General features: G+C 70.5%; 23 protein-coding genes. 17 read left to right on the top strand and 6 right to left on the bottom strand.

The annotated features are described in order from the left end of the window. From FB047_RS17090 to tsaE, 7 genes are all read left to right on the top strand, one after another. Window positions 1-1239 (top strand): LPXTG cell wall anchor domain-containing protein (locus FB047_RS17090; protein ID WP_205822911.1); only part of this gene is annotated, 1239 nt, incomplete at its 5' end. Continuing rightward, on the top strand, window positions 1232-2059 hold the full coding sequence (locus FB047_RS10860; protein WP_136587195.1) for a DUF5819 family protein: 828 nt from the start codon (window positions 1232-1234) through the stop codon (window positions 2057-2059). The genes FB047_RS17090 and FB047_RS10860, both read left to right, overlap by 8 nt. A gap of 5 nt (window positions 2060-2064) precedes the next feature. Further along, window positions 2065-3078, top strand: coding sequence for an HTTM domain-containing protein (locus tag FB047_RS10855; RefSeq protein WP_167494217.1), 1014 nt, complete (start codon window positions 2065-2067; stop codon window positions 3076-3078). Window positions 3079-3089: 11 nt separating this feature from the next. Beyond that, a complete protein-coding gene (gene glmS, locus FB047_RS10850) occupies window positions 3090-4940 on the top strand; it encodes a glutamine--fructose-6-phosphate transaminase (isomerizing) (RefSeq protein WP_136587193.1) in 1851 nt (616 codons plus the stop codon). Between the two features lie 129 nt (window positions 4941-5069). After that, on the top strand, window positions 5070-5495 hold the full coding sequence (locus FB047_RS10845) for a holo-ACP synthase (protein ID WP_136587192.1): 426 nt from the start codon (window positions 5070-5072) through the stop codon (window positions 5493-5495). Continuing rightward, window positions 5492-6613: an alanine racemase gene (gene alr / locus FB047_RS10840; protein WP_205822903.1), complete on the top strand. Its 1122-nt coding sequence runs from the start codon at window positions 5492-5494 to the stop codon at window positions 6611-6613. The genes FB047_RS10845 and alr overlap by 4 nt, the downstream gene beginning before the upstream one ends. Then, entirely contained in the window at window positions 6610-7113 is a 504-nt protein-coding gene (gene tsaE / locus FB047_RS10835; RefSeq protein WP_136587191.1) for a tRNA (adenosine(37)-N6)-threonylcarbamoyltransferase complex ATPase subunit type 1 TsaE, read from the top strand. Before alr ends, tsaE begins: the two co-directional genes overlap by 4 nt. A 33-nt stretch (window positions 7114-7146) precedes the next feature. Here the strand turns inward: tsaE and FB047_RS10830 are convergent, their stop codons facing one another. Continuing rightward, entirely contained in the window at window positions 7147-8103 is a 957-nt protein-coding gene (locus FB047_RS10830) for an alpha/beta fold hydrolase (RefSeq protein WP_136587190.1), read from the bottom strand. A 73-nt stretch (window positions 8104-8176) separates the two neighbouring features. Between FB047_RS10830 and tsaB the strand changes: the two genes are divergently transcribed. The 4 genes from tsaB to FB047_RS10810 are packed head-to-tail and all read left to right on the top strand — an operon-like array spanning window position 8177 to window position 10873. Continuing rightward, the gene (gene tsaB, locus FB047_RS10825) at window positions 8177-8809 is read left to right on the top strand and encodes a tRNA (adenosine(37)-N6)-threonylcarbamoyltransferase complex dimerization subunit type 1 TsaB (RefSeq protein WP_136587189.1); all 633 of its coding nucleotides are present in this window, start codon (window positions 8177-8179) and stop codon (window positions 8807-8809) included. Beyond that, entirely contained in the window at window positions 8809-9339 is a 531-nt protein-coding gene (gene rimI, locus FB047_RS10820; RefSeq protein WP_136587188.1) for a ribosomal protein S18-alanine N-acetyltransferase, read from the top strand. The genes tsaB and rimI overlap by 1 nt, the downstream gene beginning before the upstream one ends. After that, a complete protein-coding gene (gene tsaD / locus FB047_RS10815; RefSeq protein ID WP_205822900.1) occupies window positions 9339-10421 on the top strand; it encodes a tRNA (adenosine(37)-N6)-threonylcarbamoyltransferase complex transferase subunit TsaD in 1083 nt (360 codons plus the stop codon). The genes rimI and tsaD overlap by 1 nt, the downstream gene beginning before the upstream one ends. Then, window positions 10418-10873, top strand: a complete 456-nt coding sequence (locus FB047_RS10810; RefSeq protein ID WP_136587187.1) for a hypothetical protein — start codon at window positions 10418-10420, stop codon at window positions 10871-10873. Before tsaD ends, FB047_RS10810 begins: the two co-directional genes overlap by 4 nt. 33 nt (window positions 10874-10906) lie before the next feature. Here the strand turns inward: FB047_RS10810 and FB047_RS10805 are convergent, their stop codons facing one another. After that, window positions 10907-12094, bottom strand: a complete 1188-nt coding sequence (locus FB047_RS10805) for a THUMP-like domain-containing protein (protein WP_136587186.1) — start codon at window positions 12092-12094, stop codon at window positions 10907-10909. Between the two features lie 133 nt (window positions 12095-12227). On the opposite strand from FB047_RS10805, the gene groES reads away from it, so the two are divergent. The 3 genes from groES to FB047_RS10790 all read left to right on the top strand — a co-directional run bounded on the left by groES (window position 12228) and on the right by FB047_RS10790 (window position 15108). Further along, window positions 12228-12524, top strand: a complete 297-nt coding sequence (gene groES / locus FB047_RS10800) for a co-chaperone GroES (protein ID WP_013583903.1) — start codon at window positions 12228-12230, stop codon at window positions 12522-12524. A 123-nt stretch (window positions 12525-12647) separates the two neighbouring features. Further along, on the top strand, window positions 12648-13589 hold the full coding sequence (rarD, locus tag FB047_RS10795) for an EamA family transporter RarD (protein ID WP_136587185.1): 942 nt from the start codon (window positions 12648-12650) through the stop codon (window positions 13587-13589). 169 nt (window positions 13590-13758) lie between these two features. After that, complete coding sequence (locus tag FB047_RS10790; protein WP_136587184.1) at window positions 13759-15108, top strand: ABC transporter substrate-binding protein; 1350 nt, start codon at window positions 13759-13761, stop codon at window positions 15106-15108. Between the two features lie 448 nt (window positions 15109-15556). On the opposite strand, the gene FB047_RS10785 is transcribed toward FB047_RS10790, so the two are convergent. Genes FB047_RS10785 through FB047_RS10770 form a run of 4 tightly spaced genes read right to left on the bottom strand, consistent with a single transcriptional unit; the run spans window position 15557 to window position 19557 of the window. Then, entirely contained in the window at window positions 15557-16279 is a 723-nt protein-coding gene (locus tag FB047_RS10785; RefSeq protein ID WP_136587183.1) for an ABC transporter ATP-binding protein, read from the bottom strand. Beyond that, window positions 16276-17259 carry an ABC transporter ATP-binding protein gene (locus tag FB047_RS10780; RefSeq protein WP_136587224.1) on the bottom strand — a complete coding sequence of 328 codons (984 nt, stop codon included), beginning with the start codon at window positions 17257-17259 and terminating at the stop codon, window positions 16276-16278. The genes FB047_RS10785 and FB047_RS10780 overlap by 4 nt, the downstream gene beginning before the upstream one ends. Window positions 17260-17272: 13 nt before the next feature. Beyond that, a complete protein-coding gene (locus FB047_RS10775; protein ID WP_136587182.1) occupies window positions 17273-18256 on the bottom strand; it encodes a branched-chain amino acid ABC transporter permease in 984 nt (327 codons plus the stop codon). 11 nt (window positions 18257-18267) lie between these two features. Further along, window positions 18268-19557, bottom strand: coding sequence for a branched-chain amino acid ABC transporter permease (locus FB047_RS10770; protein WP_136587181.1), 1290 nt, complete (start codon window positions 19555-19557; stop codon window positions 18268-18270). A gap of 346 nt (window positions 19558-19903) precedes the next feature. Between FB047_RS10770 and guaB the strand changes: the two genes are divergently transcribed. From guaB to FB047_RS10755, 3 genes are all read left to right on the top strand, one after another. Further along, window positions 19904-21406: an IMP dehydrogenase gene (gene guaB / locus FB047_RS10765; protein ID WP_136587180.1), complete on the top strand. Its 1503-nt coding sequence runs from the start codon at window positions 19904-19906 to the stop codon at window positions 21404-21406. Window positions 21407-21498: 92 nt separating this feature from the next. After that, complete coding sequence (locus tag FB047_RS10760; protein WP_136587179.1) at window positions 21499-22200, top strand: TMEM175 family protein; 702 nt, start codon at window positions 21499-21501, stop codon at window positions 22198-22200. Window positions 22201-22215: 15 nt separating this feature from the next. Further along, window positions 22216-23331 carry a GuaB3 family IMP dehydrogenase-related protein gene (locus FB047_RS10755; RefSeq protein ID WP_136587223.1) on the top strand — a complete coding sequence of 372 codons (1116 nt, stop codon included), beginning with the start codon at window positions 22216-22218 and terminating at the stop codon, window positions 23329-23331. Window positions 23332-23344: the final 13 nt, after the last annotated feature.

Genomic DNA, 23344 nt, shown 5'->3' with positions numbered 1-23344 from the left:
GCGGATGTCGCTGACGCGGATGCGGCTGATGCGGATGCGTTGGATGTTCTGGACATCGACGTGACGGACGCGCTGGATGTGCTGGATGTCGATGCGGATGCGGACGTGCTGGATGCGGATGCGGATGTTCTGGACGTCGATGCGGACGCGGATGGTCTGGATGTCGACGTGATCGACGCGGACGCGGTGGACGTGGATGTGCTGGATGCGGATGCGGATGTGCTGGACATCGACGCGGACGGTGCGGACGCGGATGTCGCGGACGCGGATGTCGCGGACGCGGATGTCGCGGACGCGGATGTCGCTGATGCGGATGTCGCTGATGCGGATGTCGCTGATGCGGACGGTGTGGACGCGGACGGTGTGGACGCGGACGTGGCGGATGCGGATGTCGCTGATGCAGACGGCATGGACGCGGACGTGGCGGATGCGGATGTCGCTGATGCGGACGGTATGGACGCCGACATGGCGGACGCTGACGGTGCGGACATCGCCGATGCGGACGCGGCCGATGCCGATGCCGCCGACGCTGACGCGGCCGATGTCGCCGATGCTGACGCGACCGATGCCGACGCAGCCGACGCAGCCGACGCGGCCGACGCAGCCGACGCAGCCGACGCAGCCGACGCAGCTGACGCGGCCGACGCCGATGTCGCCGACGCCGACGCCGACGCGGCCGACGCCGATGTCGCCGACGCCGACGCGGCCGACGCTGACGCCGCCGACGCGGACGCGACGGACGGAGACCCGGTCTCGAACGCCCGAGCGGATGTTGCTCAGAAGCGGATCGTGCGCGGGACGGGCGCGGTGCAGGAGGTCATCATGACGGGCTTCCAGCCCGGGGAGACGGTCTCGGCGACGGTCAACTCGACGCCGTTCGAGCTGACCCCGGTGGTCGCGGATGCCGGCGGCATGGCCCGGATGTCGTTCACCGTGGGCCCCGACTTCGATCTCGGTGAGCACCGTGTCGAGGTGCGCGGATCGGTCTCGGGAGAGCTGCCGACCGAGCGCGAGAACACGGACTTCCTCGTGGTCGCGCCCGTCGACGCCGGTCCCTCCGGCGGAGGCAACGGCACCGGCAACGGCACCGGCAACGGCGGTGGAGGGGGCCTGGCGCGAACCGGCGTCGAGGCGAACGCGCCCCTGCTCGCGGGCGGAGCGGCCATCCTGCTCTTCCTCGGTGCGGGTCTGTGGATCCTGCGCCGGCGCGAGACCGGCAAGGTCGAGCACGGTGAGTGAGACCACCACGCTCTCACGAGCGACCACGGCGGAGGGCGCCCCCGATGCGGGGGCTGCGGAGGGGCGCCCTCCCGCCGGGTCGACGAGGGTCGCGGCGGTCGCCGCCGCCGTGACCCTCGCCATCGTGGCCGGGTACGCCTTCGTGGCGGGATCGTTCACGGTCCCTTCGAGCCCGACCCGGCCGATGGTGGCGGAAGCCTTCTCACCCTGGTTCTCGCAGCGGTGGAACGTGTTCGCCCCGAACATCATGAAGGTGAACCGCAACCTGCAGATCCAGGTGCAGTGGCGCGAGGGCGACGACCTGGTGCGCAGCGAGTGGGTCGACGTGACCGACATCGAGTTCACGTCGGCCCGCGGCATCCCGATGCCCTCGCGCATCTCGAAGAACACGTTCAACGCCGCGCAGGCGTTCGTCACGCGGTACCAGGCGCTGAGCGCCGAGCAGAGGGATCGGGTGCGCGACACGTTCATCCGCGGGCTGGGCGGGGGCGCCTTCGCCCCCGTCTCGGCCGACGAGCTCCTCACGCAGCTCGACGATCTCGGGGGCAGTCGAGCCGCGGCGGTGCGGTATCTCCGCTACGACTACATGCTCGTGCGGTTCGCTGCGGCGTTCGGCACGGCCTACTTCGACCGCCCGGTCGAACGCGTCCGGTGGCGGATCGAACACGATCGGCCGAACGACTTCCTGCACCGCTTCGACGAGGAACGGCAGACCGAGCTGTCGTACACGACGTTCGGGTGGCGCCAGCCGGGCACCGCACCGACCGACGAGGTCATCTCCATCTACGACGAGATCGTCGAGAGGTACACGGGACGATGAGCAGAGTGGCATCCTTCCCCCGTCCGGCGGGGCTGCGCGAGAGCGTGCGGCCCGATCGCTTGTGGAGGCGTTTCGTCGGGTGGCTCACGGAACGCGAGCACGCGACGATCGGCTTCTCGATCCTTCGCATCCTGATGGGGCTGTCCATGCTCATCGTCCTGCTGCCCAGCTACGCCGACCGGCGTTACCTCTGGGGCGCCGGGGCGTGGTGGGTGGAGCCGGAGGCCAGTCGCCGCGGATGGTGGGAACCCCTCCGGCTCCTCTTCCCCAAGGACAACGCCGTCGTCTTCGAGGTCTCGTTCCATCTCCTCCTCGCCCTCGCGGTGGTGTTCGTGGCGGGGTGGAAGACGCGATGGGTGACGCCGTTCCTGCTCGTGTTCTGGGTCGGGCTGTCGACCAACACCACCCTGCTCGGCAACGGGGGAGACACGCTGATGCGGATCGTGCTGCTCTTCGTCGTGTTCGCGGATCTGAGCCGGCACTTCTCCGTCGACGCGTGGCTGCGTGCCCGGATGCGCCGCGCCCGGCCGCAGCGGAGCGCACGCCGCCCCCGATGGATGCCATCCTGGCTCGGCGCCTGGGCACACAACACCGTCCTGATCCTGTGCGTGTTCCAGATCCTCCTCGTCTACCTCGTCTCGAGCCTGCTCAAGCTCCAGGGGGAGGAGTGGCTGAACGGCACCGCCATCTACTACGCCCTCAGCATCGAGCAGTTCCACGTGCTGCCGTTCCTGAGCCAGCTCGCGTGGCAGTCGGCGCCGATGGTGGCGATGGCGACCTGGCTCGCCCTGTGGGTGCAGCTGCTCTTCCCCGTCCTCATCCTGTGGAAGCCGACACGCTACGCGGCCGTGGTCCTGATCACGGGCATGCACCTCGGCATCGCCGTGCTCCTGGGGCTCTGGCCCTTCTCGTTGATGATGATCGGGTTGGACCTGCTCCTCGTCCGCGACGGCTCGTGGGTCCGCCTCGCCGCGCGGCTGGGGGCGCTGCGGAGGGGTTCGCTCAGCCCCGCCACGTAGACTCGGGGACCATGTGCGGAATCATCGGTTACGTGGGTCCTCGGCAGAGCCAGGACATCCTTCTGGCGGGGCTGTCGCGTCTGGAGTACCGGGGGTACGACTCCGCGGGCATCGCCGTGATCGACGGCGACGGTGCGCTCGGGATGCGCAAGCGCGCCGGCAAGCTGGCGGTGCTGCGCGACGACCTCGAGGCATCGCCGATGGCCAACGGCACGACCGGAATCGGTCACACGCGCTGGGCGACGCACGGCGGCCCCACCGACGCCAACGCGCACCCCCACCTCGCCGACGACGACAAGCTCGCCGTCATCCACAACGGCATCATCGAGAACTTCGCCGAGCTCAAGAGCGAGCTCGTGGGCGAGGGCTTCAGCTTCCGCAGCGAGACCGACACCGAGGTCGCCGCGGTGATGATCGGTCGCGAGTACGCCAAGTCCCAGGACCTCGTCGCCGCCTTCCGCGCCGTCGTGTCGCGCCTCGAGGGCGCCTACACGCTGCTCGCGATGCACGAGGACCACCCGGGCCTGGTCGTCGGCGCGCGGCGCAACTCGCCGCTGGTCATCGGCCTGGGCGAGGGCGAGAACTTCCTCGGCTCCGACGTCGCCGCGTTTGTCGAGCACACCCGCAACGCCCTCGCGATCGGCCAGGACGAGATCGTCGCGATCACCCCCGACGGCGTCGAGGTCACCGACTTCTCGGGCGCCCCCGTCGAGGTCGAGGCCTTCGAGGTCACCTGGGACGCTTCGGCGGCCGAGAAGGGCGGCTGGTCGTCGTTCATGGCCAAGGAGGTCTCCGAGGAGCCCGAGGCCGTCGCGAACACGCTGCGCGGTCGCATCCACGAGGGCCGCGTCGAGATCCCCGAGCTCGAGGGCCTCGACGACTTCCTCGCCGACATCGACCGCATCCTCGTCATCGCCTGCGGCACCGCCGCGTACGCCGGCATGGTCGGCAAGTACGCCCTCGAGACCTGGACGCGCGTGCCCGTCGACGTCGAACTCGCGCACGAGTTCCGCTACCGCGACCCGGTGCTCTCGCCCCGCACGCTCGTCGTGTCGATCAGCCAGTCGGGCGAGACCATGGACACCCTCATGGCCGTCAAGTACGCCCGCTCCCGCGGCGCGAAGACCCTGTCGATCTGCAACACGCAGGGCGCGACGATCCCGCGCGAGTCCGACGCGATCGTCTACACGCACGCCGGTCCCGAGGTCGCCGTGGCTTCGACGAAGGCGTTCGTGGCGCAGATCACCGCGCTGTACCTGCTCGCCCTGCACGTGGGTCGCGTCCGCGGCGCCGTCGACCCGGTCGTCGCCGTCGAGGCCGTGACCGAGCTCGAGGCCGTGCCCGGCAAGATCGCCCGCGTGCTCGAAACCGAGCAGTCGCGCATCGAGCAGCTGGCGCACTGGATGGCCGACACCCGTTCGGTGCTCTTCCTGGGCCGCAACGTCGGTTATCCGATCGCTCTCGAGGGGGCGCTGAAGCTCAAGGAGCTCGCGTACATCCACGCCGAGGGCTTCGCCGCCGGGGAGCTCAAGCACGGCCCCATCGCCCTGATCGAGCCCGGTCAGCCGGTGTTCGTCGTCGTGCCGTCGCCGCGCGGCTCGGGCGAGATGCACAAGAAGGTCGTCTCGAACATCGAGGAGATCCGCGCCCGCGGTGCCCGTGTCATCGCGATCGCGGAAGAGGGCGATGTCGCGGTGCTCCCCGCCGCCGACGAGGTGCTGCGCATCCCGCTCGCCGCTCCGCTGTTCGAGCCGCTGCTGGCGGTCGTGCCGCTGCACATCTTCGCGATGGGCCTGGCCGAGGCCAAGGGCCTCGACGTCGACCAGCCGCGCAACCTGGCGAAGTCGGTCACGGTCGAGTAAGACCGTCGATCGCGGGGGCCGGATGCCGTGGCATCCGGCCCCTTTCCCGTTCCCGACCCGAGGGGGCGGAGGGCGACCGATGTCGGCGCGCACGGGCAGAATGGAACGGATGCCGGGGAGGGAGGCCGCATGATCGTCGGAATCGGCGTCGACCTGGTCGACGTTCCCCGTTTCGAGGCGCATCTCTCACGGACGCCGCGTCTGCTCGCCCGGCTGTTCGCACCGTCCGAGCGGGTCCTCAAGCCCCGGTCCCTCGCCGCGCGCTACGCCGCGAAAGAAGCGCTCATCAAGGCGCTCGGCGGGTCGGACGGCGTGCACTGGACCGACATCGAAGTCGCCTCCGAACCCTCGGGACGCCCCGTCTTCGCGCTGCGCGGAGAGACCGCGACCACGGTCGCCGCCCGGGGCATCACGGCGCTGCACCTGTCGATGTCGCACGATGCGGGTCTCGCGACCGCTTACGTCGTCGCCGAGGGCGCTCAGCCGGCGGGCGACACGCGGGCGTCGGCGCCCGCGGCATCCGTTCCCGATCCCGCCGGAGAGGACACCGCATGACGATGGCACCCGGGGTGCTGCGCGAAGCGCTCGTCGACGTCGACGCGATCACCGAGAACGTGCGCCACCTGCGCGCCCTGACCGGCAGCGAGATCATCGCGGTCGTCAAGGCGGACGGGTACGGGCACGGCGCGCACCGCGCCGCCCTCGCCGCGCTGCGCGGGGGAGCGGCCCGCATCGGCGTGTCCGACATCACCGAGGCGCTCGCGCTGCGCCGCGCCGGCATCCGGGCCCCCCTCTTCGCGTGGCTGCACGCGCCCGGGGCGTCGTTCGACGAGGCCGTCCGCGAAGAGATCGAGCTCGGCATCTCCGACCTCGACCAGGTGCTGCGCGCCGGGCAGGCGGCGGGCGAGGGGCGTCCCGCCGCGGTGCACCTGAAGATCGAGACGGGCCTCTCGCGCAACGGCATCGCCCCCGCCGACTGGCGCGTGGTGTTCTCCGAGGCGGCCCGCCTCGAGCGCATCGGTCGCCTGCGCGTGGTCGGTCTCTTCTCGCACCTGTCGAACACGAGCCTCGACGACGACCGCGCGGCGCTGGCGAGATTCGAAGAGGGCGTGATCCTGGCGGCGTCGGCGGGGCTCCGCCCCCCATTGCGGCACATCGCCGCGACGAACGCCGCGATCGCGCTTCCCGAGGCCCGCCTCGGCTGCGTCCGCATCGGCATCGGCCTGTACGGCGTCTCGCCCTTCGACGACCGCACCCCCGCCGACCTCGGGCTGCGCCCCGCCATGACCCTGCGGGGCGCGGTGGCGGCGGTGCGGCGCGTCCCCGCGGGCACAGGCGTCTCGTACGGCTACGACTACCGCACCCCGGTCGACACGACGCTCGCCCTCGTGCCGCTCGGCTACGCCGACGGCGTGCCGCGGCAGGCGTCGGGCCGCGGGCCGGTCGTGATCGGTGGTCGCCGTTTCACGGTCGCGGGTCGAATCGCGATGGACCAGTTCGTCGTCGACGTGGGCGATCACCCCGTGTCGATCGGCGACGAGGTCGTGCTCTTCGGCGATCCGACGCTGGGCGTGCCGTCGGCCCGTGACTGGGCGGATGCCGCCGACACGATCGACTACGAGATCGTCACGCGCGTGGGAGCGCGCGTCCCCCGACGAGAGGTGCACGCATGAGCGTCCCCGAGGAGGTGCTCGGCGAACGCGTCGTCGAGTCCCCGTCCGACATGGAAGACCTGGGCCGGCTGATCGGCCGCGCCCTCGAGCCCGGTGACGTCGTCGTGCTGACGGGTCCGCTCGGCGCGGGCAAGACCACCCTCACCCGCGGGATCGGCGAGGGCCTCGGCATCCGGGGGCCCGTGCAGAGTCCCACTTTCGTCATCGCGCGCACGCATCCCTCGCTGTCGGGCGGGACTCCGCTCGTGCACGTGGATGCCTACCGGTTGGGCGCCGCGGTCGAGCTCGACGACCTCGACATCGATGTCGCCCACAGCGCGGTGATCGTCGAGTGGGGTCGCGGGGTCGCGGAGTACCTGGCCGACGCGTGGTGGGAGATCGAGATCTCGCGGCAGACCGGCGGTCGAGGCGTCGACAACGCGTGCGGCGAGATCGCCGTGCACACCGTCGAACTCGACGCCGACGCCCCGCGGACCGTCACGATCTCGCGGCATCCCTGACCGTCGCCTCGCCGGCGGGGCGCGCGCCGCGCGTCATGTCGCGGGGGTCCGCCGTCCGCGGCGCGGGGGAGCGCTCCGTCTCCGCGGAGCGGGGGCCGGGGTCGCCCGGGAGGCCGCCCACACCTCGCGCAGCGCGCGCAGCGTCTGCACGGGCTGCTCGACGTGGGCGAAGTGCCCGCTGTCGGCGAGGACCACGTGGTCGACGTCGCGCAGGATGCGCGACCACTCCCGTGCGTCGGCCGCGGCGACGAACACGTCGTGCGCCCCGCGCACCGAGCGCACCGGGCACGAGATCCGGCGCCAGACGGCATCGTCGTGCGTGCGCGACAGGTGAGCGGCGGCGAGGAAGGCCGCGGGGCGGATCTCGTCGGCGAGAGCGTCGGTGACCGCGGGATCGACCCGTTCCGGATGCCGGAACAGCGGCCGCGAGAGCCCGCGCAGGGCTCCCGTGCGTCGGAGCAGCCGCAGGAGGGGGCTCGCGAGAGGACCGAGACCCCGAAGAATCCGCATAGCGACGACCATCCCGGCGAGCCAGGGGAGCCGGATGCCGCCCGCGAGGGGGCGGCGCATCACAACGCGGGCCCCGGCGCCGCTGGGCGACACCACGCCGACGGCCACGGTCTCGTCGGGGAAGCGCGCGGCGACGTCGAGAGCGATCACCCCGCCGAGGGAGTGGCCCACGAGGCGCCACCGGGGATAGCCGAGGGCACGCGCCACGGCGGCCACGGCGACCGCCAGGTCGGCGGGGGCGGGGACCGGCCCCGGGGACTCGCCCCACCCGGGGAGATCGACGGCGACGACGTCGGAGAGCGGAAGGCCGATCTCATCGGAGGCGGCGATCATCGGTGCCCATGTCGACCACGACCCCGCGGCGCCGTGCAGCAGCACGGTGGCGACCGGGCTCCCCGAGGCGCGTCCCGCGCGCACCACCAGGGGGCCGACCCCCGTGGGGACGACCGTGCGACGCAGCCCGAGGGTCGTGGCATCCATGTCCGTTCTTCGGAGCGGAGGGGAGCCCGGATGCCGCGACGCGCGGGCGGAGGGCGCCGGATACGCTGGAACGGTGATCCTCGGCATCGACACGTCGCTCGGCACCGCCGTCGCGGCCATCACCCGTGACGGAGAGGTGCTCGCCGACGAGCAGAGCGCGAACCCGCTGGGTCACGCCGAGGTCATCGGCGATCTGCTGCGACGCGTGTCGTCCGCAGCGCCCGCCCCGACCCACGTCGCCGTCGGCATGGGCCCCGGGCCCTTCACGGGCCTGCGCGTGGGGATCGCCACCGCGCGGGTGTTCGCCCTCGGAAAGGGGGTGCCGGTGGTCCCGGTCCCCAGTCACGACGGCATCGCGCTCGGGGTGCTGCTCGCGGACGCGCTCACCGGCACCGAGACGGGGCGATTCGCGGTGGTCACCGATGCCCGGCGCCGCGAGTTCGCCTTCAGCGTGTACGACGGCCTCGACGACGACGGACTGCCCGTCCGACTCTCCGACGCCGCGCTCTCCCCGCGCGACGGCCTCGACGCGCGTCTCGACGAGGCCGGCGCGCGCCGGTACGACGCCACGAGTGTGTCGGCCGCGATGATCGCTCTCGCCGCCGCCCGCGCCCTCGACGCCGGTCGCACGCTCGCCGACGGCGAGCCGCTCTACCTGCGTAGCCCCGACGTCGTCGCCGCCCACGCCCCGAAGCGGGTCAGCTGATGGTGACGCGTCGCGCCACCGGCGCCGACCTCGACGCCATCATGGACCTCGAGCGCACCTCGTTCCCCACCGACGCCTGGAGCGACGCGATGATGCGCGAGGAGCTCGCGTCGCCGCACGGCTGGTACGTCGTGGTCGAGGAGGCCGGTCGCCTCGTCGGATACGCGGGACTGCGCGCGGTGCGCGGAGCCCGGGACGCCGACATCCAGACCATCACGATCTCCGCGGCGGCGCGCGGTCGCGGTCGCGGGCGGGCCCTGCTGGCCACGCTGCTCACCGAGGCCGTGGACCGCGGGGTGCACGACGTGTTCCTCGAGGTGCGCGCCGACAACCCGGTGGCGCAGGCGCTCTACGCGTCGGAGGGCTTCGTCGAGGTCGGTCGCCGCCCGCGCTACTACCAGCCCGACGACGTCGACGCGATCGTGATGCAGCTCGACCTGCGGGGCTGGGCGGCCCGGCGCGCCGAGACCGCGGCATCCTCCGCCGCCGACCCCACGACCTCCTCGCCCACCGGAAAGGGATGGTGCTGATGGACGCGCCCCTCGTGCTCGGCATCGAGACCAGCTGCGACGAGACCGGGATCGGCATCGTGCGGGGACGCACCCTGCTCAGCAACACGATCGCCTCGAGCATGGACGAGCACGCGCGCTACGGCGGTGTCGTCCCCGAGGTCGCCGCGCGCGCGCACCTCGAGGCTCTCCAGCCCTCGATCGACGCCGCGCTCGCCGAGGCGGGCGTCGCCCTCGCCGACCTCGACGCCGTCGCGGTGACCAGCGGCCCGGGGCTCGCCGGCGCGCTCATGGTCGGGGTGGGCGCGGCCAAGGGACTCGCCGTCGCGCTCGACAAGCCCCTCTACGCCGTGAACCACCTGGTCGGACACATCGCCGCCGACATCCTGGATGCCGAGGCGGGCGAGCTCGAGTACCCGACGGTCGCCCTGCTGGTCAGTGGAGGCCACACCTCGCTGCTGCTCGTGCGCGACCTCACCAGCGACGTCGAACTGCTGGGCGAGACGATGGACGACGCGGCGGGAGAGGCGTTCGACAAGGTCGCCCGTCTCCTCACGCTCCCCTATCCCGGCGGTCCCGAGATCGATCGCGCGGCGGCGACCGGCGACCCCACGGCGATCCGCTTCCCGCGGGGGCTCTCGCGCGCCTCCGACATGGCATCCCATCGCTACGACTTCTCGTTCTCGGGACTCAAGACGGCGGTGGCGCGCTGGGTCGAGCAGCACGAGGCGACGGGCGAGCCGGTACCGGTCGCCGACGTCGCGGCCTCGTTCCGCGAGGCCGTCGTGGACGTGCTCGTGACGAAGGCCCTCGACGCGTGCGCGCGGTACGGCGTCCCCCGGCTGCTGCTGGGCGGCGGCGTCATCGCGAACAAGCGACTGCGCGACGTCGCCCTCGAGCGCGCCGCCGCCGCCGGGGTCTCGGTGCGCATCCCGCCGCTGCGGCTGTGCACCGACAACGGGGCGATGATCGCCGCGCTCGCGGCCGAGCTCATCGCATCCGGTCGGCGTCCCTCGACCCTCGCGTTCGGCGCCGACTCCACTCTCCCGGTGACCGAGATCCAGGTGGCCGAAGACCCGGATGCCGAGGCCCCGGCGCCATGACCGATCCGACGCCGCCGACGCGACGCGCGCGCAAGGAGACCGCCGATGAGGCTCCACCGGCGGTCGATCCGCGGCGCCCGTGGATGGTCCCGGCGGGGGAGATGGCCGCTCCCGCGCCGGACGACGACGACGCCGAGCGACTGCCCACCGCGCAGCTCGAGATGGCGGCGTTCGGCGATCACCTGATCCCGTACGTCCCGCCCGCGCCGAAGCCCCCGCCCTCGCTCGCGCCCTGGGCGCTCGCGGTGGCCGTCCTGGCCCTGCTCGCCGCTCTCGTGACCGGCTGGCTCCTGCCCCTCGGGGTGATCGGGGTGGTCGTCGCGACGATGTCGCTGCGGCGCACGCACGACAGTCGCCCCGTGGCCGTCTGGGCCCTGGCGCTCTCGCTGCTCTCGCTCGTGTTCAGCGTCGGGTGGCTGGTCTGGGGTTTCTCGCAGCTCGCCGTGCGCTGACCGCCGGTCCGCACGCTCCCGCCGTGCGGGCCGTCAGACGCGATCGGCGAGGAGCGCGAGGCGCGAGGACCCGACCCGCGTGAGGAGGAGGGTCGCGGAGTCGTCGCCGCGCAACGCGAGCTTCTTGCGGAGCGTCGCGGGGTCGACGTCGACCCCGCGCTTTTTGATTTCGAGCGTGCCGATGCCGCGGGCGCGCAACGCCTGCCCGAGCTTCTTCGGATCGGCGGGAAGGTGCTCGCGGATGCGGAACGACTGCACGAAAGGACTCGTCAGCGGCGCGTCCGAGGTGAGGTAGGCGATGCCGGGAGACAGCATCCCCGCCTCCAGGGCGCGGGCGACCTCGCCGATCAGTCGGGCGCGGATGATCGCTCCGTCGGGCTCGTGCACGAAAGCACCGAGCTCCCTCTCGGCCACGTCCTCGCTGTCGGCGGGGGCCGTCAGCTCCCAGGCCTCGTCGCCGCGCACCACCAGCGCGGCTCGGCGTACGTGGTCGCGGGCGAGTGCGCCGGCCCACAGCACCAGCTCGATCGTCGAGCCGTCGGCGCTGATCCACTGCGCCTCGACGTCGTCGGGGATCTGCGTCCGGTCGAACCCCGGTCCGAGTTTCACGCCACCCGACGTGCGCCGGAGGAGGTCGAACACCCACTCGAGTGAGGGCGACCACTCGCTCGAGGCGACCTGGCGCGTCTCGGAGTGACCCGCCGTGCGGCGCGCGGGGTCGAGCCACACGGCATCCGTCCTCTCCAGGTCGACGTCTTCGGCGCGCGCGTGCGCCACCTTCGCGCTCTCTCCGAACGGGGCGAGGTTGTAGGCCGCGATCGCGGCGGTGACCTCGTCGGCGTCGACGGCGTGCACCCGGATGCCGAGACCCGCCATCCCGAGGGCGTCGCCGCCGATGCCGCAGCCGAGGTCGGCCACGCTCGTCATTCCCGCGGCGCGGAAGCGTCCGGCGTGACGCGCGGCGATCGACAGCCGCGTGGCCTGCTCGAGTCCCGCTCGCGTGAAGAGCATGCGGTCGGCGAAAGCGCCGAACTTCGCCGCCGCGCGCACACGGAGCCGAGCCTGGCCGACGACGGCCGACACGAGGTCGGGGGAGTGGCCGGCGGCGCGCAGGCGCGAGACGGCGCGAGCGGCGTCGTCGGTGGAGACGATCGGGCCGAGCTCGTCGAGAAGGCGCAGGCCGTCGGGCGTGAGCAGGGCGGTCAGCTCGCTGGTATCCACCCGATTCAGCCTAGGCGGGCGATTGTGCTGGCACTCGCGTTGCATGAGTGCCAGCGCTTCTCTACACTCGCATTAGCACTCTCCCCGCGTGAGTGCTGACAAGTCTTCTGTAACGAGAAAGAAGAGGTAGACCGTGTCGGTTTCCATCAAGCCGCTCGAGGACCGCATCGTCATCAAGCAGGTCGAGGCTGAGCAGACCACCGCGAGTGGTCTCGTCATCCCCGACACCGCCAAGGAGAAGCCGCAGGAGGGCGAAGTCGTCGCCGTCGGCCCCGGCCGCATCGACGACAACGGCAACCGTGTCCCCCTCGACGTCGCCGTCGGCGACCGCGTGCTCTACAGCAAGTACGGCGGCACCGAGGTCAAGTTCGGCGCCGAGGAGTACCTCGTGCTCTCGGCTCGCGACGTCCTGGCGGTCGTCGTCCGCTGATCGCGTGACTCGATCGAAGGCCCCGGGTGCTCGGCATCCGGGGCCTTCGTCGTTCCTCCCGGATGGCAGGAAGAGAGGGACGCGCGACCGTCCCGGGGTCGATCCCGCGCGTAGGCTGGGTCGGTGACCCCCGCTCCCTCCACTCCGACCGGGGGGACCACTCGCGGTGCCCTGTACGCTCTCGGCGCCTACCTGCTGTGGGGCGTCCTGCCCATCTACTTCCTGCAGCTCGCGCCCACCGGCCCCTTCGAGGTCGTGGCGTGGCGCATCATCCTCGCGTTCGTCTTCTGCCTGCTGCTGCTGACGGTGCTGCGCGCCTGGCGGCCCTTCCTCGCGATCGTGCGGCAGCCGCGCCTCATGCTGCTGACCGCCGTCGCCGGCGTGCTGATCTACGTGAACTGGCAGACCTACCTCTACGGTGCGCTGACCGGGCACGTCATCGAGACGAGCCTGGGGTACTTCATCAACCCGATCGTGACGGTGCTGCTCGGGGTCGTGGTGCTGCGCGAGAGGTTGCGGATCCTCCCGTGGATCGCCGTGGGCGTGGCCGTGGTCGCGGTCGTCGTGATCGTCGTCGGCTATGGCGCCTTCCCGTGGATCGCGCTGACCCTGGCGTTCTCGTTCGGCTTCTACGGTCTCGTGAAGAAGCAGATCGGACCCGCGGTGGATGCCGTGAGCGGACTCACCCTCGAATCGCTCTGGTTGCTGCCGGTCGCCGCCGTCCAGCTGGTGTTCGTGGCGAACATCAGCGGCATCACGCTCGGCACGCAGGGGGTGCTGCACACCGTCCTTCTCCTGCTCGCGGGCGCGGTGACCGCCGTGCCGCTGCTGCTGTTCGCGTCGGGAGCCCGCCGCGTACCGCTCACCGTCATCGGGCTGCTGCAGTTCGTCGCGCCCATCATCCAGTTCGTCATCGGCGTGTGGGTGCTCCATGAGCCCATGACGGCGGAGAGGTGGGTCGGCTTCGCCCTCGTGTGGGTCGCCCTGGTGATGCTGAGCGTCGACTCGGTCGTGGCCTCGCGCCGCCACCGGCAGACGGTGGATGACGTCGTCGAACCGGTCTGACGGCGCGGATCCTGCGTTTGGCGGCCCGCTGTTGCCGCTGAAAAGTAACGATTGGGTCGCGTAACCGACCGTTAACACATTGCAACAACGTGGCCACAGGGGCGCCGTTAGGTTTGTGACAATCCGCGGGGGTCATCCCCTCGGTTCCTACTCACCAAGGAGCACCCATATGAGTGTCCTCTCCCGTTCGCGTTATGCGAAGATCATCGGCGGACTCGCCGTGGTCGGCGTCAGCGCGCTCGTCCTGGCCGGTTGTTCCGGCAGCAGCACTCCGTCCGAGACCGGCGACGCTGCCGGTGGCGGCGACTTCCCGATCGACTGCAACGCGGCCGAGCCCGCCTCGTACACACCCGAGTACTCGTCGACCTCGACCGGCCCGGCGACCAACCTCACGTACAACATCGGCACGGCACTTCCCGTGACCGGTAACCTCGCCTTCCTCGGCCCGCCCGAGATCGCGGGTACCGAGTACGCCGCGTCGGAGATCAACGCCGCCAACAAGGGCGTGCAGATCAACCTCATCCAGGGCGACTCGGGCGACACCGACAACAAGGCCTACGAGACCGAGATCCCGCGCCTCCTCGGCGCCGGCGCGACCGCCATCGTCGGCGCCGCGTCCTCGGGCACGTCGCTGCAGTTCATCGACCAGGTCATCGCGGCCAACGCCGTGCAGATCTCGCCGGCCAACACCTCGGCTGCCTTCACCGGCTACGACGACAAGGGCCTCTACTGGCGGACTGCTCCCTCCGACGTCCTCCAGGGCGAGGTGCTCGGCAACCTGATCGCGTCCGAGGGCAACGAGACCCTCGGCATGATCGTGCTGAACGACTCGTACGGCACCGGTCTCGCGTGCTTCACCAAGAAGGCCTTCGAGAACGCCGGCGGATCCGTCGTCGCCACGAGCCTCTACAACACGGGTGACACGAACTTCTCGGCGCAGATCGAGGACGTCCTGGCCCAGTCGCCCGACGCGATCGCCCTGATCACGTTCGACGAGGTGTCGACGATCATCCCCGACATCACCGCGAGCGTCAGCCCCGACAAGCTGTTCTTCGTCGACGGCAACCTGAAGAACTTCGGCACCCAGTTCCCCAACGGAACCCTCGCCGGGGCCAAGGGCACGTACCCGAGCGTCGACCCCGACTCGACGGCGACGTTCCGCAGCTCGCTCGAGTCGTTCTGGAGCGGTAAGGGCAACCCCGCGCTCGAGGACTTCACCTACGCCCCCGAGTCCTACGACTCGGTCGTCCTGCTCGCCCTCGCGGCGCTGAAGGCCGGCTCGGCCGCGGGTCCCGACGTGGCGGCGAACCTGCAGTCGGTCTCCGGCGGCAGCGGCAGCGGCACCAAGTGCACGACCTACGCGGAGTGCGCCGACATCATCATCGGTGGCGGAGAGGCCGACTACGACGGCGTCTCGGGCCCGATCACGTTCAACGACGTGGGTGACCCCACCGAGGCGACGATCGGTGTCTTCGAGTACGGCGACGACAACAACTACAGCTGGCTCCGCGCCGGTTGATCGGTTGAGCCTGAGGGCCCCGGGACTTCGGTTCCGGGGCCCTTTTTCTGTGTCGTGTCTCTGTGTCGTGCCGGTGGAGTCGTTCGGGATGGCGGAATCGGGAGCCTGCCCGTCCCGCGCCGCCCGCCGCTCGGACGGCCGCGCCACCCGCTCGGCGCTGTCTTCTGCGCCGGCCCGGGCGTCCCGCGTCGCGCGGCCCTCACCGGAACGGCTCGGGCCTTGAGCGACAGAATCGGGCCCGTCCCCGGTCACCCCGCCCCGCGCACGGGAGAGCCCGGGCCCTGAGACGGGGACCTGGTCCTGTCCCCGGTCATCCCGCCCCGCGCCACGGGAGAGCCCGTCCTGAGCCCAGGACCCGGTCCTGTCGCCAGTGGCCCCGCCCCGCGCACGGAGAAGGCCCGGGCCCCCAAAAGGGGACCCGGGCCTTCCCGGCGGACGGACGCGCGGCTCAGGTGCCGAGCGTGCCGAGGTACAGGCCGATGACGGCCGGGTCGTCCATGAGCTCGCGACCCGTGCCGGTGTAGGCGTCGCGGCCCTGGTCGAGCACGTATCCGCGATCGCAGATCTGCAGGCAGCGGCGCGCGTTCTGCTCGACCATGATGCAGGTGACGCCCGCCTTGTTGATCTCCGAGACGCGGATGAACGCCTCGTCCTGGCGCACGGGCGACAGACCCGCCGACGGCTCGTCGAGCAGCAGCACCTTCGGATCCATCATGAGCGCGCGGCCCATGGCGACCATCTGGCGCTCACCGCCCGACAGCGAGCCGGCGCGCTGCTTCAGACGCTTCGCCAGGTCGGGGAAGATGCTCGTGACGAAGTCGACGCGCTCCGCGTACCCCTTGGGGCGCTGGTAGAGCCCCATCTGCAGGTTCTCGCCGATGGTGAGGCTCGGGAAGACGTTGTTCGTCTGCGGAACGAAGCCGACGCCCTTGGCCACGAGCTTGTTCGCGCGCAGTCCGGTAATCTCCTCCCCGTCGAGGATGACGGAACCGGAGCGCACCTTCACCTGGCCGAAGATCGCCTTGAGCATGGTCGACTTGCCGGCGCCGTTGGGGCCGATGATGCCGATGAGCTCGCCGGGAGCGGCGGTGAGGTTGGCCCCGTTCAGGATGTTGACGCCGGGAAGGTACCCGGCGTGCACATCGCGGAGCTCGACAACGTTGCCGGTCATCGACCGTCCTCCTTCTCGTGCGACGACGGCGATGACTCGCCGTCGATCGCGGCGTCGACCTGCTGAGCGGTCTCGAGCAGCTCCGCGGCGGCGGCCGAGTCGACCGTCCCCTCGTGGCGGCCCGTGACGACGCCGAGGTCGACGTCCTGGTGCGCGCCCAGGTAGGCGTCGATGACGGCCTGGTCCTTCATCACGGTGTCGGGCGGGCCCTCGGCGACGATCTTGCCCTCGGCCATGACGACGACCCAGTCCGCGATGTGGCGGACCATGTGCATGTCGTGCTCGACGAAGAGCACGGTCATGCCGAGGTCCTTGAGATCGAGGATGTGGTCGAGCAGCGACTGCGTCAGCGCCGGGTTGACGCCGGCCATCGGCTCGTCGAGCATCACGAGCGTGGGATCGCTCATGAGCGCGCGCGCCATCTCGAGCAGCTTGCGCTGGCCGCCGGACAGCGAGGCGGCGAAGTCGGCCTCCTTGGCATCCAGCTTGAAGCGCTTGAGCAGGTCGCGCGCCTTGGCGTCGTTGTCGGACTCCTGCTTGCGCCACACGAAGGGCAGGATGCTGGAGAACAGCCCCTCGCCCTTCTGCTTGGTCGCGCCCAGCTTCATGTTCTCGAGAACCGTGAGCAGCCCGAGCGCCTTGGTGAGCTGGAAGGTGCGCACCTGACCCATGCGGGCGGCCTTGAACGCCGGGATGCCGGCGAGGTTCTTGCCGTCGAACGACCACTGGCCGCTGTTGGGCTTGTCGAACCCGGTGAGCAGGTTGAACAGCGTCGTCTTGCCGGCGCCGTTCGGTCCGATCAGCGCGGTGATCGCGTTGCGCGGGATCTCGAGGTGCTTCACGTCGACGGCGGTGTTGCCGCCGAAGTCGCGACGCACGTTGTCGGCGACGATGATCGGGTCGACCTTGGCGACGCCGGGGCCGATCTCGCCCTTGTGCAGTCCGGTCGCCTTCGCCCGGGGCGCCGAAGCGCTGGGCACGACCGGCGTGGACTCATCGGACAAAGGTCATCTCCTTCTTGCTGCCCAGGATGCCCTGGGGGCGGAAGATCACGAGCAGCATCAGTGCGACGCCGACGATGACGAAGACGAGCATCTGCGACTGGTCGGCGGTGAGGAAGGGCAGCAGTCCGATCGAGGACAGCGCCGGCAGCAGGTTCGACAGGAACGCGCGGACGACCCAGAACAGCACCGCGCCGAGCACGGGGCCGAAGATCGTCGCCGCACCGCCGAGCAGCAGAGCCGTGTAGACGAAGAACGTCTGCGACGTGACGTACACGTTCGGGTTCACGTTCGTGTCCATGGCCGTGATGATGCCACCGGCCGCGATGATGACACCGCCGATGACGAGCGCCTGCATCTTGAACGCGAAGACGTTCTTGCCGAGCGCGCGGACGGCATCCTCGTCTTCACGGATGCCGCGGATGACACGGCCCCAGGGGCTGCGCATCAGCATCCAGACCAGCAGGACCGCGACGGCGACGGCGACGAGGCCGAGGATGATCACGTACCAGCGGTTGGCGTTGTACGTCCACGGGCCGAAGCCGTAGTCGCCCGCGGGGAGCGGGTTGTTCTCGCCGCGCCAGCCGGACTGGAAGTTGAACAGGCCGTCGGCCGAGCCGGTGACGCTGCGGAAGGTCGACGTGAGGAAGACCAGGCGCAGGATCTCAGCCGCCGCGATCGTGACGATCGCGAGGTAGTCGCCGCGCAGGCGCAGCGTCGGGATGCCCATGATGAGGGCGAACACGATGGCCGCCGCGAAGCCGATCAGCGCCGCCAGCGGCCACGCGAGGCCGAAGGTAAGGATCGAGATCGCGAAGCCGTAGGCGCCGATGGCCATGAAGCCGGCGACACCCATGTTGAGGAGTCCGGCGAAGCCGAAGTGCATCGACAGGCCGATGGCGGCGAGGGCGTATCCGAACGTGGCCGGCGCGAGGATCTGCGACGCCGTGTTCGAGAGGATCTGCAGGAAGTCCATGATCTGTGTACCTACCCGATTCGCTCTCGGCGGCCGAGGATGCCCTGCGGCCGGAAGAGGAGGATGACGATGAGCACGACGAGGGCGCCCACATACTTCATGTCGGAGGGGATCCACAGCGTGGACACCTCGACGAGGAGGCCGACGACGATCGAGCCGATGAGGGCTCCGAACGCCGTCCCGAGGCCGCCGAGCACCACGGCGGCGAACATGAGCAGCAGGATGCCGGAGCCCATGTCCCATCGGATGCCGGGGCGGAAGTAGGCCCACAGCACACCGGCGAGGCCGGCGAGGGCGGATGCCAGCACCCACACGATGCGGACGACGTTGTCGACGTCGATCCCGGATGCCGCCGCGAGCGACGGGTTGTCCGACACGGCGCGCGTCGCGCGGCCGAGGCGCGTGCGGGTGAGCCACCACGCGAAGGCGCCGATCACGACGATCGAGATCGCCATGCTCGTGACGTCGGTGACGCTGATGCGCACCGGCCCGAGTCCCGGGATGATCTCGCTCGACGCGCCGGGCAGCTGCTGCGTGCCACCGCCGATGAAGATCTGGAAGATGTAGCGCAGCGCGAGCGAGAGACCGATCGACACGATCATCAACTGCACGATGCCGAGGCCCCGTCGCCGCAGGGGGCGCCAGATGCCGGCATCCATCGCGAGTCCGAACAGACCCGAGAGGATGATCGCCAGCGGGATGGCGATCCAGATCGACCAGCCGGTGCCGGCACTGAGGAAGAGCGCGGCGATGGCGCCGAACGTCACCATCTCACCGTGCGCGAAGTTCGACAGTCCCGTCGTGCCGAACACGAGCGAGAGGCCGATCGCCGCGAGGGCGAGCATGAGACCGAAGTTCAGGCCGTTCACCGTGCGGGAGAGCAGCTGATCGACGAAGCTCGTCGTCTGCCGCTCCGCCGCGCCGAGGGTGAAGTTGCTGGACACGGTGCTCGAGCTGCCGAACTCGACGGTGCGCTCGAAGGATTGGCCGTCGGGGATCGAGAGTCCGGACGGGAGCGAGCTCTCGTCGAGGTCGAGCGTCCAGGTGCCTTCCTTGGTGGGGACCTTGATGGTGGCGCGACCGCGGTCGTCGGTCGTCGCCTCCCCGGTGAAGGAACCGTCGGTCGCCGTCACCTTCGCCTGGGCGACGGGTTCGCCCTCCGAACGCACGTTGACGTTGATCGAGTAGGGAAGATCCTCATCGTTGACGGCTGCCGACGATGCCGGGGCGAACCCGAGCACCAGGGCGGCAGCGAAGATGCCTGACAACAGCGTCAGGATCGAACGTCGACGGCGAGGCATCCGTGGGGATGCTTGCCGAGTGGTCACGAAACCTCCTGGTCGTTCGACGACGTGGCCCGTCGCCGCCCGGACACCGTAGTCCGGGATTATTGCCGCGGTGTTTCCAGCGCGGCAGTCGATGTCAGAACGATACCCGTCGGTGACCTGTTGACCGCATAACGCTTGATCACGACGTCCGAGAGCGTGCGGAATGGGGATAGTGGAGGCCTCGCGGGTGCGCTATCCCGCGCGGGCGGGGAAGAAAACGGACGCCTCCGACGCTTACACTTTGAGGCGGAGCGCCCACGGGGGTTCCGGCCGACGTCGTCCTTATTTTCGAGCAGGCGCCGCGCGCGCAGGAGGATCCATGGAGCAGCACGACCCCTTCGGTTTCATCGGACTGACCTACGACGATGTCCTCCTCCTTCCGGGGCACACCGACGTCATCCCGAGCGAAGCGGACACGTCGTCGCGCCTCACCCGCCGCATCACCGTCGCGACGCCCCTGCTGTCGTCGGCGATGGACACCGTCACCGAGGCGCGCATGGCGATCGCGATCGCGCGCCAGGGCGGAATCGGCATCGTGCACCGCAACCTGTCGATCGAGGACCAGGCCGGCATCGTCGACCAGGTCAAGCGCAGCGAGTCGGGCATGGTCTCCAACCCCATCACCACGAACCCGGATGCCACCGTGGCCGAGGTCGACGCGATGTGCGCGCAGTACCGCATCTCGGGTCTGCCGGTCGTCGACCCCGACGGCGTCCTCGTCGGCATCATCACCAACCGCGACATGCGGTTCGTCTCGGGCTTCGAGCGTCAGACCACCAAGGTCAAGGACGTCATGACCAAGGACGGTCTCATCACCGGCCCCGTCGGCATCCACGCGAACGACGTCATCGCGACCTTCGCGAAGCACCGCGTCGAGAAGCTGCCCCTCGTCGACGAGAACGGCAAGCTCGCCGGCCTCATCACGATCAAGGACTTCGACAAGAGCGAGAAGTACCCCCTCGCCACGAAGGACGACCACGGTCGCCTCCGCGTGGGCGCGGCCATCGGCTTCTTCGGCGACGCGTGGCAGCGCGCCGAGGCCCTGCGCGACGCGGGCGTCGACGTCCTCGTCGTCGACACCGCCAACGGGCAGTCGGCCGGCGTGATCGACATCGTCACGCGTCTGAAGGCCGACCCCTCGTTCGCCCACATCGACGTCATCGGCGGCAACGTCGCCACGCGCGAGGGCGCTCAGGCGCTCATCGACGCCGGAGTGGATGCCGTGAAGGTCGGCGTCGGGCCGGGATCGATCTGCACCACGCGCGTCGTGGCGGGCGTCGGCGTGCCCCAGGTCACCGCCATCTACGAGGCCGCGAAGGCCGCGATCCCCGCGGGCGTCCCCGTGATCGCCGACGGCGGACTGCAGTACTCGGGCGACATCGCGAAGGCCCTCGTCGCCGGAGCCGACACCGTCATGCTCGGTTCGCTGCTCGCCGGCACCGACGAGTCGCCGGGCGAGATCGTCTTCCAGGGCGGCAAGCAGTTCAAGCAGTACCGCGGCATGGGCTCCCTCGGCGCGCTGCAGACCCGTGGCAAGAAGACCTCGTACTCGAAGGACCGCTACTTCCAGGCCGACGTCCCCAGCGACGACAAGCTGATCCCCGAGGGTATCGAGGGTCAGGTCCCGTACCGCGGGCCCGTCTCGGCCGTGGCCTACCAGCTGATCGGCGGCCTGCGGCAGTCGATGTTCTACGTCGGTGCGCGCACCGTGGAGGAGCTGAAGTCCAAGGGCAAGTTCGTCCGCATCACCTCCGCGGGGCTGAAGGAGTCGCACCCGCACGACGTGCAGATCGTCGTCGAGGCGCCGAACTACAAGAAGTAAGGCGTCGCGCAGAAGCGCAGCGTTTCGAGAAGGGCCGGGCAGGCGACTGCCCGGCCCTTCGTCGTTCTCCTCGACGCGGATACGCTGTGCCCATGATCGGACGGCGGAGGAGCCATTCCGAGGCCTCGCTCTCGACGCGCCGCACGGAGGCGTTCGCCGACGGCGTCTTCGCGATCGCGGCGACGCTGCTGGTGCTGGGTCTGACCGATCAGTCGCTCGGGTCGCCGGCCACCGACGAGGAGTTGGCGAAGGGGCTCGTCGAACTCGCGCATCCTCTCTTCTCGTTCGTGATCAGCTTCCTCATCCTGTGCGTGATGTGGATGACGCACGTGCGCCAGTTCGAGTGGATCGTCCGCATCGACGACGCCGGGATGTGGATCAACAACATGCGCCTGCTTCTCATCGTGCTGGTGCCGTTCACCTCGTCTCTCGACACGACGTACAGCGACTTGTTCCTCGGACGCGTCCTGCTGCCGGTCAACTTCTTCCTAGCGATCGTGCTGGGCTGGCTGCAGTGGGTGTGGGCGATCCGTTCCGGTGCCGTGGCCGACCTGACGGTCGACGACGCCCGTCGTCTCGGACGGGCCAGCGTCAGCGCGGTGATCATCAGCGGGGTGGCGATGGTGCTGAGCCCGTGGCTGGGGTCGATCGGCTTCGTGCTGTTCGCCCTGGACGGCCCGCTCACCCGCCTGCTGCGCGGCGCCGATGCTCCGACGTCGACGCCCGCGTCGACGTCGGAGGCGGCTTCTCGCGACGGTGGAGGATCCGACGGGGATGTCGGAGGGCGCGGGTAGGCTGATCGGGTGACCATGGAGATCGACCTCGGCCGCGCCAAGCGCGCCCGCCGCGCCTACACCTTCGACGACATCGCCGTCGTGCCGTCGCGGCGCACGCGCAACCCCGAAGACGTCTCGACCGCATGGACGATCGACGCCTTCCCCTTCGAGATCCCGGTTCTGGGTGCGCCCATGGACTCCGTGGTCAGCCCGCGCACGGCGATCGAACTCGGGCGCCTGGGCGGTCTCGGCGTCCTCGACCTCGAGGGGCTGTGGACGCGGTACGACGACCCCGAGCCGCTGCTCGCCGAGATCGCGACGCTCCCCGAGGCCGACGCGACGCGGCGCATGCAGGAGCTGTACTCCGAGCCGATCAAGCCCGAGCTCGTGCGCGATCGCCTCGCCGAGGTGCGCGCCGCCGGCGTCACCGTCGCCGGTGCCCTCACGCCGCAGCGCACGCACGACCTCTACGAGACGGTCGTCGCGGCCGGCGTCGACCTCTTCGTCATCCGCGGCACCACGGTCTCGGCCGAGCACGTGTCGAGCGTCGCCGAGCCGTTGAACCTCAAGAAGTTCATCTACGACCTCGACGTCCCCGTCATCGTGGGCGGGGCCGCCACCTACACCGCCGCCCTGCACCTCATGCGCACGGGCGCGGCCGGCGTGCTCGTCGGCTTCGGCGGGGGAGCGGCCTCCACCACCCGCGCCACCCTCGGACTGCACGCCCCGATGGCCACCGCCGTCGCCGACGTCGCCGGGGCGCGCCGCGACTACCTCGACGAGTCGGGCGGGCGTTACGTGCACGTGATCGCCGACGGCGGGGTGGGCACCTCCGGCGACATCGTGAAGGCCCTCGCCATGGGCGCGGATGCCGTCATGCTCGGCGTCGCGCTCGCCCGGGCCACCGATGCGCCCGGACGCGGGTTCCACTGGGGCCCCGAGGCGCACCACGCGAAGCTGCCGCGCGGACGTCGCGTCGCGGTCGATCGGGTCGGTCCGCTCGAGCAGATTCTGTACGGCCCCGCGCCGGTCGCCGACGGCACCGCGAACCTCATCGGTGCGCTGAAGAAGTCCATGGCGACCACCGGATACTCCGACCTGAAGGAGTTCCAGCGCGTCGAGGTCGTCGTGGCCCCCTACGGTCACTGACGCCGGAGACCGC

This window comes from Microbacterium hydrothermale, assembly GCF_004854025.1.
In the GTDB taxonomy this organism is placed as follows: Bacteria; Actinomycetota; Actinomycetes; order Actinomycetales; family Microbacteriaceae; genus Microbacterium; species Microbacterium hydrothermale.
Note: the sequence above shows the minus strand (reverse complement) of the source record. Positions and strands in the feature narration are given on the sequence as shown.

Excerpts from the sequence above, each read along its gene's own strand:
- glmS (WP_136587193.1), top strand. The coding sequence starts at position 3,090 with ATGTGCGGAATCATCGGTTACGTGGGTCCTCGGCAGAGCCAGGACATC.
- FB047_RS10845 (WP_136587192.1), top strand. The coding sequence starts at position 5,070 with ATGATCGTCGGAATCGGCGTCGACCTGGTCGACGTTCCCCGTTTCGAG.
- alr (WP_205822903.1), top strand. The coding sequence starts at position 5,492 with ATGACGATGGCACCCGGGGTGCTGCGCGAAGCGCTCGTCGACGTCGAC.
- tsaE (WP_136587191.1), top strand. The coding sequence starts at position 6,610 with ATGAGCGTCCCCGAGGAGGTGCTCGGCGAACGCGTCGTCGAGTCCCCG.
- FB047_RS10830 (WP_136587190.1), bottom strand. The coding sequence starts at position 8,103 with ATGGATGCCACGACCCTCGGGCTGCGTCGCACGGTCGTCCCCACGGGG.
- rimI (WP_136587188.1), top strand. The coding sequence starts at position 8,809 with ATGGTGACGCGTCGCGCCACCGGCGCCGACCTCGACGCCATCATGGAC.
- tsaD (WP_205822900.1), top strand. The coding sequence starts at position 9,339 with ATGGACGCGCCCCTCGTGCTCGGCATCGAGACCAGCTGCGACGAGACC.
- FB047_RS10810 (WP_136587187.1), top strand. The coding sequence starts at position 10,418 with ATGACCGATCCGACGCCGCCGACGCGACGCGCGCGCAAGGAGACCGCC.
- FB047_RS10790 (WP_136587184.1), top strand. The coding sequence starts at position 13,759 with ATGAGTGTCCTCTCCCGTTCGCGTTATGCGAAGATCATCGGCGGACTC.
- FB047_RS10785 (WP_136587183.1), bottom strand. The coding sequence starts at position 16,279 with ATGACCGGCAACGTTGTCGAGCTCCGCGATGTGCACGCCGGGTACCTT.
- FB047_RS10775 (WP_136587182.1), bottom strand. The coding sequence starts at position 18,256 with ATGGACTTCCTGCAGATCCTCTCGAACACGGCGTCGCAGATCCTCGCG.
- FB047_RS10770 (WP_136587181.1), bottom strand. The coding sequence starts at position 19,557 with ATGCCTCGCCGTCGACGTTCGATCCTGACGCTGTTGTCAGGCATCTTC.
- guaB (WP_136587180.1), top strand. The coding sequence starts at position 19,904 with ATGGAGCAGCACGACCCCTTCGGTTTCATCGGACTGACCTACGACGAT.
- FB047_RS10760 (WP_136587179.1), top strand. The coding sequence starts at position 21,499 with ATGATCGGACGGCGGAGGAGCCATTCCGAGGCCTCGCTCTCGACGCGC.
- FB047_RS10755 (WP_136587223.1), top strand. The coding sequence starts at position 22,216 with ATGGAGATCGACCTCGGCCGCGCCAAGCGCGCCCGCCGCGCCTACACC.